This is a genomic window from Microbacterium lacticum, from assembly GCF_006716815.1.
GTDB lineage: Bacteria > Actinomycetota > Actinomycetes > Actinomycetales > Microbacteriaceae > Microbacterium > Microbacterium lacticum.
This window is the reverse complement of the sequence record NZ_VFPS01000005.1, coordinates 60,971-75,446: the sequence shown is the minus strand read 5'-3', so window position 1 is coordinate 75,446 and position 14,476 is coordinate 60,971. Positions and strand designations below refer to the sequence as shown.

General features: G+C 72.3%; 17 protein-coding genes and 1 pseudogene. 9 read left to right on the top strand and 9 right to left on the bottom strand.

Annotation, left to right across the window (positions count from 1 at the left end; genetic code table 11):
* The first annotated feature begins 69 nt into the window (after window positions 1–69).
* Window positions 70–621 (top strand): hypothetical protein, encoded by a 552-nt coding sequence (locus FHX68_RS12645; RefSeq protein WP_141381279.1) that lies wholly within the window; start codon window positions 70–72, stop codon window positions 619–621.
* Here the strand turns inward: FHX68_RS12645 and FHX68_RS12640 are convergent.
* From FHX68_RS12640 to FHX68_RS12630, 3 genes are all read right to left on the bottom strand, one after another.
* On the bottom strand, window positions 611–1,615 hold the full coding sequence (locus tag FHX68_RS12640) for a Gfo/Idh/MocA family protein (RefSeq protein WP_141381280.1): 1,005 nt from the start codon (window positions 1,613–1,615) through the stop codon (window positions 611–613). The genes FHX68_RS12645 and FHX68_RS12640 overlap by 11 nt on opposite strands.
* 33 nt (window positions 1,616–1,648) lie before the next feature.
* Window positions 1,649–2,806, bottom strand: coding sequence for a cystathionine gamma-synthase (locus tag FHX68_RS12635; protein ID WP_141381281.1), 1,158 nt, complete (start codon window positions 2,804–2,806; stop codon window positions 1,649–1,651).
* Window positions 2,807–2,985: 179 nt separating this feature from the next.
* Window positions 2,986–3,963, bottom strand: coding sequence for a pyridoxal-phosphate dependent enzyme (locus tag FHX68_RS12630; RefSeq protein ID WP_141381282.1), 978 nt, complete (start codon window positions 3,961–3,963; stop codon window positions 2,986–2,988).
* Between the two features lie 209 nt (window positions 3,964–4,172).
* Between FHX68_RS12630 and FHX68_RS12625 the strand changes: the two genes are divergently transcribed.
* A complete protein-coding gene (locus tag FHX68_RS12625; RefSeq protein WP_373288720.1) occupies window positions 4,173–5,471 on the top strand; it encodes an O-acetylhomoserine aminocarboxypropyltransferase/cysteine synthase family protein in 1,299 nt (432 codons plus the stop codon).
* 82 nt (window positions 5,472–5,553) lie between these two features.
* Entirely contained in the window at window positions 5,554–6,129 is a 576-nt protein-coding gene (locus FHX68_RS12620) for a flavin reductase family protein (RefSeq protein WP_141381284.1), read from the top strand.
* Window positions 6,130–6,243: 114 nt separating this feature from the next.
* On the opposite strand, the gene FHX68_RS12615 is transcribed toward FHX68_RS12620, so the two are convergent.
* Both FHX68_RS12615 and FHX68_RS12610 read right to left on the bottom strand, forming a co-directional pair.
* The gene (locus tag FHX68_RS12615; RefSeq protein ID WP_141381285.1) at window positions 6,244–6,606 is read right to left on the bottom strand and encodes a rhodanese-like domain-containing protein; all 363 of its coding nucleotides are present in this window, start codon (window positions 6,604–6,606) and stop codon (window positions 6,244–6,246) included.
* An 83-nt stretch (window positions 6,607–6,689) separates the two neighbouring features.
* Window positions 6,690–7,070, bottom strand: coding sequence for an LLM class oxidoreductase (locus FHX68_RS12610; protein ID WP_141381286.1), 381 nt, complete (start codon window positions 7,068–7,070; stop codon window positions 6,690–6,692).
* A gap of 230 nt (window positions 7,071–7,300) precedes the next feature.
* On the opposite strand from FHX68_RS12610, the gene FHX68_RS12605 reads away from it, so the two are divergent.
* Window positions 7,301–8,032, top strand: a complete 732-nt coding sequence (locus tag FHX68_RS12605; protein ID WP_141381295.1) for a GNAT family N-acetyltransferase — start codon at window positions 7,301–7,303, stop codon at window positions 8,030–8,032.
* A 106-nt stretch (window positions 8,033–8,138) separates the two neighbouring features.
* A pseudogene (locus tag FHX68_RS12600) lies at window positions 8,139–9,152 on the top strand (LLM class flavin-dependent oxidoreductase).
* Between the two features lie 129 nt (window positions 9,153–9,281).
* Here the strand turns inward: FHX68_RS12600 and FHX68_RS12595 are convergent.
* Window positions 9,282–10,139, bottom strand: a complete 858-nt coding sequence (locus FHX68_RS12595; RefSeq protein WP_141381287.1) for a sulfurtransferase — start codon at window positions 10,137–10,139, stop codon at window positions 9,282–9,284.
* Between the two features lie 134 nt (window positions 10,140–10,273).
* On the opposite strand from FHX68_RS12595, the gene FHX68_RS12590 reads away from it, so the two are divergent.
* Window positions 10,274–10,624 (top strand): DUF7882 family protein, encoded by a 351-nt coding sequence (locus FHX68_RS12590; protein WP_141381288.1) that lies wholly within the window; start codon window positions 10,274–10,276, stop codon window positions 10,622–10,624.
* A 7-nt stretch (window positions 10,625–10,631) separates the two neighbouring features.
* On the opposite strand, the gene FHX68_RS12585 is transcribed toward FHX68_RS12590, so the two are convergent.
* Both FHX68_RS12585 and FHX68_RS12580 read right to left on the bottom strand, forming a co-directional pair.
* Complete coding sequence (locus FHX68_RS12585; RefSeq protein WP_141381289.1) at window positions 10,632–10,958, bottom strand: DUF7882 family protein; 327 nt, start codon at window positions 10,956–10,958, stop codon at window positions 10,632–10,634.
* Between the two features lie 39 nt (window positions 10,959–10,997).
* The gene (locus FHX68_RS12580; RefSeq protein ID WP_141381290.1) at window positions 10,998–11,291 is read right to left on the bottom strand and encodes a hypothetical protein; all 294 of its coding nucleotides are present in this window, start codon (window positions 11,289–11,291) and stop codon (window positions 10,998–11,000) included.
* Between the two features lie 147 nt (window positions 11,292–11,438).
* Here FHX68_RS12580 and FHX68_RS15285 point away from each other — a divergent pair, with 147 nt between their 5' ends.
* The gene (locus FHX68_RS15285; RefSeq protein WP_170214286.1) at window positions 11,439–11,594 is read left to right on the top strand and encodes a hypothetical protein; all 156 of its coding nucleotides are present in this window, start codon (window positions 11,439–11,441) and stop codon (window positions 11,592–11,594) included.
* Window positions 11,595–11,636: 42 nt separating this feature from the next.
* Here the strand turns inward: FHX68_RS15285 and FHX68_RS12575 are convergent, their stop codons facing one another.
* Entirely contained in the window at window positions 11,637–12,764 is a 1,128-nt protein-coding gene (locus FHX68_RS12575) for a fatty acid desaturase family protein (protein WP_141381291.1), read from the bottom strand.
* Window positions 12,765–12,880: 116 nt separating this feature from the next.
* On the opposite strand from FHX68_RS12575, the gene FHX68_RS12570 reads away from it, so the two are divergent.
* Complete coding sequence (locus FHX68_RS12570) at window positions 12,881–13,798, top strand: ROK family protein (protein WP_141381292.1); 918 nt, start codon at window positions 12,881–12,883, stop codon at window positions 13,796–13,798.
* A 67-nt stretch (window positions 13,799–13,865) separates the two neighbouring features.
* The gene (locus FHX68_RS12565) at window positions 13,866–14,474 is read left to right on the top strand and encodes a short chain dehydrogenase (RefSeq protein ID WP_141381293.1); all 609 of its coding nucleotides are present in this window, start codon (window positions 13,866–13,868) and stop codon (window positions 14,472–14,474) included.
* Window positions 14,475–14,476 lie beyond the last annotated feature (2 nt).

Genomic DNA, 14,476 nt, shown 5'->3' with positions numbered 1-14,476 from the left:
TGGCATGCCGGGCACGTCGTCGATGCGTTCGGCACCGCCCTGCTGTGGCGTCGCCGCGCGGGCGCGACCGTGCCGGACGGTTACGACGAGGCGCTGTTCGGCTGGCTCGTGACGCACGTCGATTCGGCCACCGGCGTGTGGGGCGCCGGGGCGCGCGAGACGGGGATGCTGCTTCCGGTGAACGGGTTCTACCGGGCGACGCGGGGCACGTTCGCTCAGTTCGGCGTGCCCGTGCCGCACGCGGAGCGGCTCATCGACACGGTGCTCGCGCACGCCGCCGACGAGCGGTACTTCGCCGCGGACCGTCAGAACGCGTGCAACGTGCTCGATGTCGCCCACCCGCTGTGGCTGACCCGCCACTCGGGCCACCGTCGCGGCGAGGTCGAGGCGCTCGCGCGGCGCCTCCTGGGCGACGCCCTGCCGCGGTGGCGATCCGGTCAGAGTGTCAGCTTCGGACCCGGCGACGAGCCGGGTCTCCAGGGCACCGAGATGTGGCTCGCGATCGTCTGGTACCTCGCCGATCTCGTCGGGCAGGCTGAGGCGCTCCGATACCGGCCGCGCGGCATCCATCGCCCCGAGCCGGCCGCCGAGGTGCGCAGCCCGGCGCCGATCAGTCGCTGAGCGCTGCGCGCCAGTCCTGCAGCAAGCGCGCCGTGGCGCGGGTCTGCGCCCACGGCATCTCGGGCGCCTCGGCGCGCCCCTCGCGGAGCGCCAGGATCGTCGCGTCGGCCTCGGCGGCCATCGGACTGATCGCCTCGGCGCGGATGCGTTCGCTCGTCCCGTCCTCGCGGTGCAGCACCGCGTCCTGCGTCGAGGTGACCCGGCTCCCCCAGACGTTCGGGATCTCGAGCTCGCCGCGCGTGCCGCGGATCGTCGCGGTGCGCGGTAGATCACGGCTGATCGACGTCGCCAGGAGCGCGCGGATGCCGCCGAGGTCGAGCTCGGCCGAGGCATCCTCGTCGACGCCGGTCTCGCCGATCACGCCGGTCGCGCTGACGACGGTGGGGGTGGATGCCTCGAGCCGCCCTGCCCACGCGGCGACGCCGACGGCGAGGGAGACGGGGTAGCAGCCCACGTCGAGCAGGGCGCCGCCGGCCAGCGCCGGGTCGAACAGGCGCGTGAGGGCGCGGTCGGCCGCGAACCCGAGGGATGTCTCGACCTCGACGATCTCGCCGAGGGCGCCGTCCGCGACGAGGGCGCGCAGGAGATCGGGGAACGGCCCGAACCGGTACTTGAACGCCTCGACGAGCGGCAGTCCTGCTCGCTCCGCGGCGGCGAGGACCTCGTCGGTCTCGGCCGCGTCGATGCCGAGCGGCTTCTCGCAGAGCACGGCCTTGCCCGCCGCGAGGGCGGCGAGGCTCAGCTCGCGGTGCGAGGTGTGCACCGTGCCGATGTACACGGCGTCGACGTCACTGCGCGCGAGCACCTCGTCGTAGGTGCCGGCCGACGCCTCGGGGAAGTCGCCCGCGAAGGCCGCCGCGAATTCGCGCGCCCGGTCCGCGTCGCGGGCACCGACGGCGCGCAACGTGCCGAGCCGCGCGTGCGGCAGCGCCCGCAGGAAGTCACCGCTGATGCCGCCGGCCCCGAGGACCGCCCACCCCGCTCTGTCGCTCATGCCCCCACGCTACCGACACCGGCGCCGCCCGGGTCAGACCGCGAGCGCCTGCGCGACGTCGGCGAGGAGGTCGCCCGGGTCTTCGATGCCGACCGACAGACGCACGATCTCGACCGGCACGGCCGCCTCGGTGCCGCGGACCGACGCGTGCGTCATGGCATCCGGGTAGTTGACGAGCGACTCCACGCCGCCGAGCGACTCGGCGAGAGTGAACAGGCGCGTCGACTCGGCGAAGCGGCGCGCGGCCTCGCCCGATTCGAGGGCGACCGAGACGATGCCCCCGAAGCGCGACATCTGCCGGCCCGCGAGCTCGTGCCCGGGGTGCGCGGCGAGACCCGGGTAGTACACGCGCTCGACGCGCTCATGCCCGTCGAGGAATGCAGCGACGGCGGCGGCGTTCTCGCTGTGCCGCTGCATGCGCACGTCGAGGGTCTTGATGCCCCGCGTCGTCAGCCACGCGTCGAGCGGTCCCGACACTGCGCCGACCGCGTACTGCAGGAAGCCGATCTTTTCGGCGAGGGCGTCGTCGCTCGTGACGAGCGCGCCGCCGACCACGTCGGAGTGCCCGCCGAGGTACTTGGTGGTCGAGTGCACGACGACGTCGGCGCCGAGCGCGAGGGGCTGCTGCAGCGCGGGCGTGGCGAAGGTGTTGTCCACGACGACGAGCGCGCCCGCCGCATGGCCGATCGCGGCGAGACCGGCGATGTCGGTGATCCGCAGAAGCGGGTTCGACGGCGTCTCGACCCAGAGGATCTGCGGCGGCGATGCCTCGACGGCCGCGCACACGGCATCCGCATCGCTCATGTCGACGACGCGCAGCCGCACGCCCCACGTCCCGAGCACGCGCGCGAGCAGCCGGTAAGTGCCGCCGTACACGTCGTTGCCGAGCAGAACCTCATCGCCGGGGCTGAGCGCCGCGCGCAGCAGGGTGTCCTCGGCGGCGAGCCCCGAGGCGAACGAGAACGCGTGCGCCCCGCCCTCGAGCGCCGCGAGCTGCGTCTGCAGCGCCGTGCGGGTCGGGTTGCCGCTGCGTCCGTACTCGTAGCCGTGCCGCAGGCCGCCGATGCCGTCCTGGGCATATGTCGTCGAGAAGTGCACCGGCGGGATCACCGCGCCGGTCTCGGCGTCGGGCTCCTGCCCGGCGTGGACGGCGAGGCTGGCGAAGCCACGGGCGGGATCGTGCGGGGACATGGTGCTCCTTGGTGGGTGGAGGGGCGAGTGACGGTGGTCGGGGTGAGAAACCATCCGGGCCGCGAGAAACCGTGGCTGCCGTGGTTTCTCGAGGCGGAAGTGGTTTCTCGGCGAGGCGCGGGGGCGGGGCGGGGGCGGGGCGGGTCGGGTCGGGGCGAGCGGCGGTGCGGGCGGGCGGGTCAGCGCGCGTCGGCGGGCGCGGCGAGGTGGATGCCTCGGGCCTCGAGCCACGCGTCGTCGTACAGTCGCGACAGGTAGCCGCGGCCGTGGTCGGGCAGCAGCACGACGACGACCGCGTCGGCGGGGAGGTCGCGCGCGACGCGGAGCGCCGCGACGACCGCCATGCCCGACGATCCGCCGACGAGGAGACCCTCCTCGCGGGCGAGGCGCCGGGTCATCGCGAAGCTCTCGGCGTCGGAGACGCGCTCGTAGCGGTCGACGACGGAGGGGTCGAACGTGTCGGGGTAGAAGTCCTCGCCGACGCCCTCGACGGCGTAGCCGTGGATCGGTCCGCCGGAGTAGATCGAGCCCTCCGGGTCGGCGCCCACGACGACGGCCTCGCCCGCCGTGGCATCCTTCAGGAAGCGTCCCGTGCCGCTGATGGTTCCGCCCGTGCCGATGCCGGCGACGAAGTGGGTGACGAGCCCGTCGGTGTCGCGCCAGATCTCCGGGCCGGTCGTCTCGTAGTGCGCGCGCGGCCCGTTCGGGTTCGCGAACTGGTTCGGCTTGAACGCCCCGGGGATCTCGCGCGCGAGCCGGTCGGAGACGCTGTAGTACGAGTCGGGATGCTCGGGCGGCACGTTCGTCGGCACCTCGACGACCTCGGCGCCGTAGGCCCGGAGCACCGCGGTCTTCTCGCCGGTGAACTTGTCGGGCACGACGAAGATCATCCGGTAGCCGCGCTGCAGGGCGACCAGGGCGAGTCCGACGCCGGTGTTGCCGCTCGTCGGCTCGACGATCGTGCCGCCGGGGCGGAGTTGCCCGGATGCCTCGGCGGCGTCGATGATCCGCGCGGCGATGCGGTCTTTCGCGGAGCCGCCGGGGTTCAGGTACTCGACTTTGGCGAGCACGGTCGCGCGCGTTCCGGCGGCGACGTCGTTCAGACGGACGAGCGGGGTGTTTCCGACGAGGTCGGCGATGTGCGAGGCGTAGCGCATGGGATGTCCTGGGGTGAGGCCGCGGGCGCCGGCGCAAGAGCGGGCGCGCGAGCTGCGGCGGGCTGTCGGGGTCGTCGAAGGGAGCCGGAAGGGCTCAGCGACAACAGCGACAGGTCAGCGACACGCCCCCAGCGTAACCCACCGGGCCGGATGCCGCGAGTGTTACGTCTCCGGCGTCACCGATCGACGACCCCGCCTACTCTGTGGGAGTGAGCACGAACCCCGACGAGTTCGGCTTCGACACCCGGCAGGTGCACGCCGGCGAAGCCGAGGAGCGCAACCACCGCGCCCGCATCACCCCTATCTACCTGACGGCGGCGTACCTGTTCGACGACTTCGCCGAGGCCGAGGCGCGCTTCACCGGCGCCGAGGAAGGGCAGCTCTATTCGCGGAACCTGAACCCGACGCACCAGGTCGCCGAGCGGCGCATCGCGTCGCTCGAGGGCGGCACGGGGGCGATCGTCGTGGGCTCGGGTCAGGCGGCGATCTCCGCGCTGCTGCTGGGCCTCGCCGGCTCGGGCGAGCGACTCCTGTCGACCGCGAGCATCTACAGCGGCACCCGGATCCTGTTCGACCGCACGTTCGCCCGGCTGGGCGTCGCCACCGACTACGTGCGCGACCCCTCCGACCAGGCCGAGTGGGAGCGGCTGATCCAGCCTTCGACGAAGGCGATCTTCGTCGAGACGATCCCGAACCCGAAGAACGACCTCGTCGACGTCGCGTTCGTCTCCGAGGTCGCGCGCGCCCATGGCATCCCGCTCATCGTCGACAACACCGTCGCGACGCCCTACGTCATCCGCCCGTTCGAGCACGGCGCCGACGTCGTGGTGCACTCGTCGACGAAGTTTCTCACCGGCCACGGCGCCGCCCTCTCGGGGGTCATCGTCGACGGGGGCTCCTTCGACTGGCAGGGCACGACGCGCCGCTACCCGGGGATCACCGACCCGGTCGTCCCCGGCAAGCCCTCCTACGCCGAGGCCTACGGCCCACGCGCGCTCGAGGCCTACCTGCGCTTCGGCATCGTCAACGACCTCGGGGCGGCGCTGTCGCCGGTGAACTCGTTCCTGCTGCAACAGGGCATCGAGACCCTCTCGCTGCGCATGCGCCAGCATCTCGCCAACGCCGACGTGATCGCCCGGTGGCTCGCCGAGCACCGGGCGGTGGAGAGCGTCGACTACGCGGGGCTCGAGTCGAGCCCGTACCACCGGATCGCGCTGGAGCGCTTCGGCGGCCACGCCGGGTCGGTGTTCGCGTTCACGGTGCGCGGCGGACGCGCGGGCGCCGAGCGTTTCTTCGACGCGCTGCAGCTGATCAGCCGCATGACGAACATCGGCGACGTCCGCTCGATGGCCCTGCACCCGGCGACGACGACGCACGTCTCGTTCTCGGCCGAAGAGCGCGAGCGCCTCGGCATCACCGACGGGCTCATCCGGCTCTCCGTCGGCATCGAGACGGCGGATGACCTCATCGCCGACCTCGACCGGGCTCTGGCCGCCGCGGTCGAGTGAGCGCGGGGGCCTGCGCGCGCCGCATGTCGCCATGTTGCGATCGGGCGCGCACGCGATCGTCGATCTGCCTAACGTCGGGGCTATGAGCACACCGCAGCCGCACCGTCGCCCCGACCTCGCCTCCCTCGCCGTCGAGGGCGCCCCGGCGGTGTCAGCCGACGCGTTCAAGGCCTTCTTCCGCGGTCACCCCGCGGGCGTGGCGGTCATCACTGCGATCGGCGACGACGGACCGGTCGCCCTCACCGCCTCGTCGGTGTCGTCGGTGTCGGTCGACCCGCCGCTGCTCATCTTCTCGATCTCGAGCCTCTCGTCGGCGACGCCGACCCTGCGCACGGCGCCGACGCTGGTCGTTCATCTGCTCGACGCGGACGACCTCGACATCGCTCGCCTCGGCGCGACGAGTGGCGTCGACCGCTTCGCCGACCGCTCCGCGTGGTCGAGCCTCACGACCGGAGAACCCGTCTTCCACGGCGTCCGCGCGTGGGCGCGGTGCGCGGTGATCAGCCGAATGGATGCCGGCGCCTCGACCGTGATCGCCGCGCAGGCCCTGCAGGGGTCGATCGCCCGCGACATCGACGACGTCGGTGACGAGGGCGGCGCGCTCGTCTACCACAACCGGCAGTGGCACCGCCTGGGCGCGCACTCCCTCATCGACTGAGCCTCGGCGCTCGCGCCCGGTCACTGTCCCGGGCGCCCGCGCGCGGCGGCACCGTCGCGCAGGGGCAGACGCGTCGCCGCTGAGTATCGGCGCCCGCGCTGTCCCCCGCGCGGCTCAGCGCTCGGCCGGGCCGCCCGCGTCGCGCCAGGCCGGGAATCCGCCGTCGACGTGCGCGACGTTGGTGAAGCCCTTCTCACGCAGCTGGTCGGCGACCGGACCGGAGCCGCGGATCGAGCCGCACACGATGACGATGTCCTGATCCCACTCGGTGATCTCGGCGAGCCTGTCGGGCGAGTCGAGCAGGAACTGCGCGTCGAGCGCATTGCGGTCGGCGCGGATCGATCCGGGGATCGTGCCGTCCTGGGCGCGACCGGCGTCGCTGCGCACGTCGACGACGACGGCGCCCTTCGCGAAGCGGGCGGCAGCCTCTTCGGGCGTGATCAGCGGGGCGCCGGAGGCGGAATCGTCAGCAGTCATGTGTCACAGGCTAGGCGCGCGGGGCCCGGAGGAGCCGGCCCGCGGTCGCCCGGTTGCCGTTTGTGACGCCGCGCTACGGCGCATCACGCCGTGGTGACGGTCGGCACGAGCCCGATCCGCTGTGTCGCGGGCGCGGCGTACGAGGCGACGAGCACGGCATCGAGCCGCCCGCGCACCCGATCGCGGCGGATGCCGTCGGCGTCTCCGTGGCCGGGCGTCTGCGCCGCGGCGCCTCTCTCGCCGTCAGACTGCCCGGGCGCGGCGGACCGTTCGAAGCGGTCGGTGATCGCGAGGGCGTCTTCGATCGTGGCGAGCACGATCCGCGCCCGGTCGGCGGTCTGCAGCAGCGTGCGCCAGTAGCGCGGACTGGTCAGCTCGCGCGGGCGGGCGGAGGGGTCGCGCCATGCGGCGGGATGCCATCCGGCCCGGTCGAGCGCGACGGCGAGGTGCACCTTCTCTGTCATGCGTGCCACTGTGGCGATCGGGGCATCCACCCCTCAACGCGATCCGACACACGGCGACGCAGCACGACACGCAGCGTCATGCGGCGAGATCGTGTTGCAGCCGCCGACGGTCGGCATTGCCCCGCACGGATGCCGCGAGCGACAGTGGAATCGTGCCCGATACTTCGACCGCGACGCCCGTGAGCCCCTCTGTGTCCGTGGACGCCTCGGACGGTGCGGGCTCCTCGGGTCTGCTGAGCGACGCGGGCGCGGCCCCGAGCTCGGCGGCGGGCGCCTCCGGCGGGGAGGAGAGCGTGCTCGACAACGCGCCCTGGCACGCGCTCACCGGCCCGCACGCCCGGTTCGCGATCGGCGGCGACCTCGCGCGGCGCTATCCCGACGACGTCGCGCCGTTCGTGGCGGTGCGCACGTGGGACGATCCACACGTCTGGGATGCCCTTCTCGAGCTGGTGGGGACCGGCGCCGAGGTGGGCGTCTCGGGCTACGACGGCGAGCTGCCGGCGGGGTGGGAGTTCACGGGGAGCGGCGAAGGGGTGCAGCTCGTGCAGACGCCCGCGCTGACGCCTCGGCCCGACGACGAGGCGATCGAGCTGGGCGCGGACGATGTGGCGGACATGCTCGCGATCGTCGCGCGCAATCAGCCGGGGCCGTTCCGCCCCCGCACGTACGAGCTCGGACGGTACATCGGCATCCGCCGCCAGGGCAGGCTCGTCGCGATGGGCGAGCGTCTGCATCCAGCCGGGTGGACCGAGATCAGCGCGGTCGCCGTCGACGCCGACCACCGGCGGCAGGGGCTCGGGTCGCGGCTGGTGCTCGACGTCGCGTTCCACATCCAGGAGCGCGGCGACCGGGCGCTGATGCACGCGGCGGCGACCAACACCGGGGCGATCGCGGCCTACGAGCGTCTGGGTTTCGTGCTGCGTCGACGCAACCGGTTCGCGTCGGTGCGCACGCCGTCGTGAGGGGGTCTTCGCGCCAGGACCCTGGCGTTGTCGCCCCCGCGGGCCCGGCCGGCTCCTCTGCGCCCTTCCTCTCCTCCCCTGACCGCTTCGACATTCGGATGCTGCGATGACCCGCCCCCTGCGCTCCCTCGGCTTTCTCACCATCGGCCTGTTCGACCGCGACGATCCGCGCGCGGGTCACGAGGCGACGCTCGAGATCATCGCGCACGCCGAGTCGTTGGGGTTCGACAGCGCGTGGTTGCGTGACCGGCATCTGCAGTACGGCATCTCGTCGCCGGTCGCGGTACTGGCCGCGGTGTCGCAGCGGACGAGCCGGATCCGACTCGGCACCGCGGTGATCCCGCTCGGCTTCGAGAACCCGTTCCGCCTGGCCGAAGACCTCGCGACGGTCGATGTGCTCTCCGGTGGACGGCTCGAGCCTGGGTTCTCGGTGGGGCCGCCGCGGCGCTACGACGAGATCGCCGCGGCGCTGTATCCCGATTCCGTGGCTCAGGAGCGGTTCGGCTACGAGCGGCTCGAGCGACTGCGGGCGTTCCTCGCGGGCGAGCGGGTGAGCGAGTTCTCGGGACGGGAGGGGATCGAGGAGTACTCCGAGCGCATCGAACCGCACGCTGCCGGGCTCGCCGACCGCCTGTGGTACGGGGCCGCGAGCCCCGCGTCGACGCTCTGGGCGGCCGAGCACGGCTTCCATCTGCTGACGAGCAGCGTCATCGAATCGACGGGGTCGACCGACTTCGACCTCGAGCAGTAAGCGCAGATCCGTCGGTATCGCGACCGGCACCCCGACGGGGAGCGTGCGCGGGTGTCGCAAGGTCTCGTCGTGATCCCGACCGATTCGGCGACGCCCGCGCAGGTGAAGCGATACGGGGCGTACACGCAGTCGCGGGCAGGTCGGGTGGGGGTGCCGCAGGGCCCTCGCGGGATGCTGTTCGCCGCCGACCTCGTCGGCACGTCGGCGCAGATCGCCGAGACGCTCACCTCCTCGCGCGCCTTCGGCGAGGTCGACGAGGTCGCGTTCGCGCTGCCGTTCAGCTTCGAACGCGACGACTACCTCCAGATCCTCGGCGACATCGCCGGAGCCCTCGCCCCGCGCCTCGGGTGGCGCCCCGCCGCGGTATGACTCGGCTCCTGTGGCGCCGCGCGTGGGGTTGACTCCTGCGCAGCAGTGACGGGATACCCGTGACTCAAGCCGCAACAACTGCCCACAAGTCACCTCGGCCCGCCGCGGAAGCGAGACGCGCGGGCGGGTTCACCAGCCGCGGAAGGCGTCGCCGGGGGTCGGGCCGACGGCGACGGGGCGCCCGCGCGACCACTGGCTCCACGATCCGGGGTAGACGCGGGCGTCGATCCCGGCCTGCGCGAGCGCGAGTGCCGAGTGCGTCGACGCGATGCCGACGCTGCAGTAGAGCACGATCTCGCGAGTCAGGTCGACGCCGCCGACGCGGAGCACGGCGCGGATCTGCTCCGGCCCGCGCAGACGCCCGTCGCGGTCGATGTACGACACGGTCGGGATGTTCACCGCCCCCGGAATGTGTCCTGCGGCCGGGTCTGCGCCGGCCGAGCTTCCGCGATAGTGATCGGGCGCGCGCACGTCGATCAGGGTGCCCTCGAGCGGCGCGCGCGCCGCGTCGTCGATCGTCGCGACGCCGTCATCCGATGCATCCGTCGCCCGCAGTCGCACGCGACCGGTCGGCGCTACGCGGTCGCCCGATTCGACCGGCAGTCCCTGCCCCACCCAGGCGCGGATGCCTCCGTCGAGCACGCGCACGTCGACGCCGTGCCGGCGGAGCAGCCACCACGCCCGCGATGCGGCGACGCCGTCGTTGTCGTCGTAGGCGACGACGAGGTCTCCGTCGTCGAGACCCCAGCCGCGCGCCGCGCGCTCGAGTGCTGCCGGGTCGGGAAGCGGATAGCGGCCGTCTTCCGGGTGACCGACGCGCGAGAGCTCGCGTTCGAGGTCGACGTAGACCGCTCCGGGCAGGTGAGCGGCGAGATACGCGGGCCGCCCCTCGGGCTGATCGAGCCGCCACCGCACGTCGAGCAGACGCACGGGGCGCTGCGCGGCGAGCGCCGCACGCAGGCCGGGAGCATCGACGACGTGGGTCACTCCCCCAGCGTCGGGCCGACGCCCCGCCGGTCGGAAGGCGAGGCGACACGTGACGCAACACGGCGTAAGACGGCGTCGCACGAGCGCGACCCCGCCTCCCACCGCCACCCTGGAAGTCGATTTACAATTCTGGCGTGGGAACCATCTACTACGGAGGGTCGGCGACGCCGATCCACATCGAGGACCGGGCGCTGGCGCACCTGAAAGTCGTCATCGCCACCAAGCTGCGCCGCGGGGAGAGCTTCACGGTCTCGTGGCAGCACCTTCCCGACGAGCCGCGGGGGCGGAGCACGATCTGGCTGCACCCGTCGATCCCGCTGCGCTTCGTGTTCGACGACCCCGAGCCGGCCGAGCTCAGCCGATCGTGGATCGAAGATCTCGCGCAGTCGGCGAACTCGTCGGGCGGGATCACCCTGGTCTCCGAGCACATCGACCCGGACGGCGTGGAAGACGAGTCGCCGCAGGCCGTCGAGGTCGCCGACTGACCGGCGCTCAGCCGGTCATGACCTCGCCGGTATAGGCGCCCTCGGGCTCGGGCACGATGTGCAGCCCCGCCGTCGAGTTCGCGGCGTGGGTGAGCGCCTCGAGCCACGCGCGATTGAGCGCGGGCTGCCGACTGCCGTGGTACTTGTACACGAGCGACGCGTTGGGGTGCAGCCAGACCGTGGTGCGTCCGTCGCCGAGACTCGGGTCGTTCCGCCACGTGAACGGGAACGGCTCGCCGCGCCGCAGCTTCTGCGTGATGACGACCTGCAGGTGCGCCAGCACCCGGTCGTCGAAGTCGACCTTGACGCTGCCGTCGTAATTGAACCTGCCCACGCCTCTACCGTAGCCGGTCGATCAGCACGCCAGCATCCCTCAGCGCAGCACCTCCGCGCCGCGCAGGGCGTCGGCGCGCCGCGTGATCTCGTCGAGAGCGAGATCGGCGCCGCCGACCGGCGCCGCCAGGGCGACCGGCGCGTCGACGACCGCCATGAGACCCGCCCCCCCGAGCAGCAGCGAGCACAGCGTGGGCGACCCGTCATGGATGCTCGGAAACTCGACGATATCGGCGGTGCGGCGTTCGATCAGAACGCGTGCATACGACAGCACCGCGTCGGCGATGTCGTCGGTCGTCAGGATGCGGTGGCCTCCGATCAGGATGTCCTTCATGGCTGCGCCCTCGTGTCTCCTCCGCCTGCGTTGCGTGTCTTTCCACTACTGAATCGGATGCCACGCGTACAGAGCGAGGGGTTGACAGATGCCGTTCCGGCTGTCAACCCATACGCACCGTCGGACCGACGGGGAGAGAATCGAGGCATGACACTCGCCATCATTCTTCTCGTCGTCGCCATCGTGCTGATCCTTCTCGGCGTCTTCGTCGAGGCGGCGAAGTTCCTGCTGTGGATCGGCCTGGTGATCCTGATCATCGCGATCATCGCGTGGCTCATGCGCGTTGTGAAGCGCAACGCCTGACCCGACGGACGATCCCGCCGCGCCTGGGCCCGATGTCGGCCGTCAGGCGCGGCGGTACTGCCCCACCATGGGGCAGTCGAAGGGGTCGCGCGCCGCGAGGCCGACGCGGTTGAGGTAGTCGATCACGATCGCGTACGACCGCCATAGGCTGGTCTCGGTGTAAGGCACGTCGTGGGTCTCGCAGAACGCGTGCACGACGACGCGCACCTTCGACAGGTGCGGGCGCGCCATGCTCGGAAACAGGTGGTGCTCCACCTGGTAGTTCAGCCCGCCGAGGAGCGCCGTCGCCCACCATCCGCCGCGGATGTTCCGCGACGTTCGCACCTGCTTGCTGAAGAAATCGAGTCGCGCGCCTTCCGCGATGATCGGCATGCCCTTGTGGTTCGGCGCGAACGACGCGCCCATGTAGACACCGAAGACGGCGAGCTGCACGCCGAGGAACGCGAACGCCATGCCGACGGGCAGGAAGACGAACAGCGCCCCGGCGACGATCGCGAAACGCGCGCCGATGAGGGCGAGCTCGACGCCGCGCCCCTTCACGGGCTGCCGTGAGAAGAGGTGCCGCAGGCCGAGAGCGTGCAGGTTCAGCCCTTCGAGCGTCAGCAGCGGGAAGAACAGCCATCCCTGACGCCGGGTGATGAGGCGACGGATGCCTCGTGCCTGCGCGGCATCCTCCGTCAGGAACGACACGGTGTCGACCTCGATGTCGGGGTCTTTGCCGACCCGGTTCGGGTTGGCGTGGTGGCGCGAGTGCTTCGAGTCCCACCAGGCGTAGCTGATGCCGACGACGCCGGCCGCGAGGATGCGGGCGAGCCGGTCGTTCGCTCTGCCCGAGGAGAGGATCTGCCGGTGCGCGGCTTCGTGGGCGAGGAACGCGACCTGCGTGAGCACGACCCCGAGCGCCGCCGCGATGAGCAGCTGGAACCAGCTGTGGCCGAGCAGCACGAACCCCGCGATGCAGCCCGCGAGCGCCAGCACCAGGGCGGCGCCGACGAGCGAGTAGAACACCGGAGCACGCCGCAGCAGGCCGAGCTCTTTGGCGACCTGCGAGACCTGGGTGTAGGCGCGGGCGACGGGCGGGAACGTCTCGGCCGTCGCGTACGTCTGTCGGATGGGCCCCATCGTCGAGGCCGGGGCGGCGGACGAGGAGCGGAGAGCGACGGCGGTCATATGCGGATCCTTCGGCGACTTTGGACGAAGCCAAAGGCGGATGCCGATCGCTGGGGCCGACACTACGCTGTGAGCCATACCGCAACCGGCATGCCCCGCAACCTCGGAAGGCTCTCATGACACTCGCTCTCGCGATCGATCTCGGCGGCACCAAGGTCGAGGCGGCTCTCGTCGACGAGACGGGTCGGATCGTGGAGGGCTCGCGCACGCGGGAGGCGACGGGCGCTGCGGCGGCCGCCGACCGGGATGTGCTCGTGCGTGCCGTGGCATCCGTCATCGCGCGCTGCCGCCCGCTGCCGGAGTGGGCGTCGGTGTCGGCCGCGGGCATCGGCTCGGCGGGGCCGATCGACCTCGCCGCGGGCACCGTCGCCCCGATCAACCTCCCCGCGGTGCACGGGCTCGCCCTCGTCGACCTCGTGCGGCAGGAGTCGGGACTCGATGACGTGACCCTCCGCCTCGACGGCACGTGCATCGCACTGGCCGAGGCGTGGCTCGGTGCGGCGCAGGGCGTCGACGACGCGATCGTGTTCGTCGTCTCGACGGGCATCGGCGGCGGGATCATCTCCGGCGGGCGGCTGCTGGCGGGAGCGTCGGGGAATGCCGGACATCTGGGGCAGATCGTCGTCGCCGAGATCGAGGGGGATGCCTCGGCGTCCACCGTCGAGCAGCTCGCGTCGGGTCCGCACATCGTCGCGTGGGCGCGCGCGGAGGGCTGGGACGGGTCGACCGGCGAGGAGCTCGCCGACGCGTACCGCCGGGGCGATGCGCTCGCACGGGCGGCCGTCGCGCGCTCGGCGCACGCGATCGGGGTGGGCCTCGCGAACGCGGCGACGCTGCTCGACCTCGAGCTCGCCGTCGTCGGCGGCGGGTTCTCGTTCGTCGCGGAGGACTTCACCGCGCAGATCGAGGCGTCGGTGCGCGCGGCGGCGGTGAACGGCTACGCGGCGCGGCTGCGGGTCGTGCGCGCGGGGCTCGGCGGCGACGCGCCGCTGATCGGCGCCGCGGCGCTCGTGCACCGCCGCGACCTGCTCTGACACGCGCCGCACGCGCGACCCCTGGCACCCAGTGATCGATCGACCGAGACAGACAGAAGGAACGGGAATGGGCAAGCGAATCCTCATCATCGGCGCGGGCGGCACGATCGGAGGCGCCGCGGCGGCCGCGGCGCTCGAGGCCGGGCACCACGTGATCCCGGCGTCTCGATCGACGACGCCGGCGGTCGACCTCACCGACCCCGCGTCGATCGACGCGCTGTTCGCCGAGGTCGCCGCGAGCGGACCGGTGGATGCCGTGGTGTGCGCCGCGGGCAGCGTGCCGTTCAAGCCGTTCGCCGAGCTGACCGTCGACGACTACCGCGCCGGTCTCACCGACAAGACGCTGGGGCAGATCGCCGTCGTCGTGCGCGGCGTCGAGGCGGTCGCCGACGGCGGGTCGTTCACGCTCACGAGCGGGGTTCTCTCGCGGCATCCGGTCGCGACGGGCACCGCGGCGTCGGCGGTGAACGGCGCACTGGAGTCGTTCGTGATGGCGGCGGCGACCGGGCTGTCCCGTGGCATCCGGATCAATGCGGTGAGCCCGAACGTGCTCATCGAGTCGCCCGGCTACCACGCGAGCTTTCCCGGTTTCACGCCGGTGCCCGCGGCGGAGGTGGGCCGGAGCGTCATCCGCTCGGTGGACGGCGTCGAGACCGGGCAGGTCTTCCGTCTCTGACG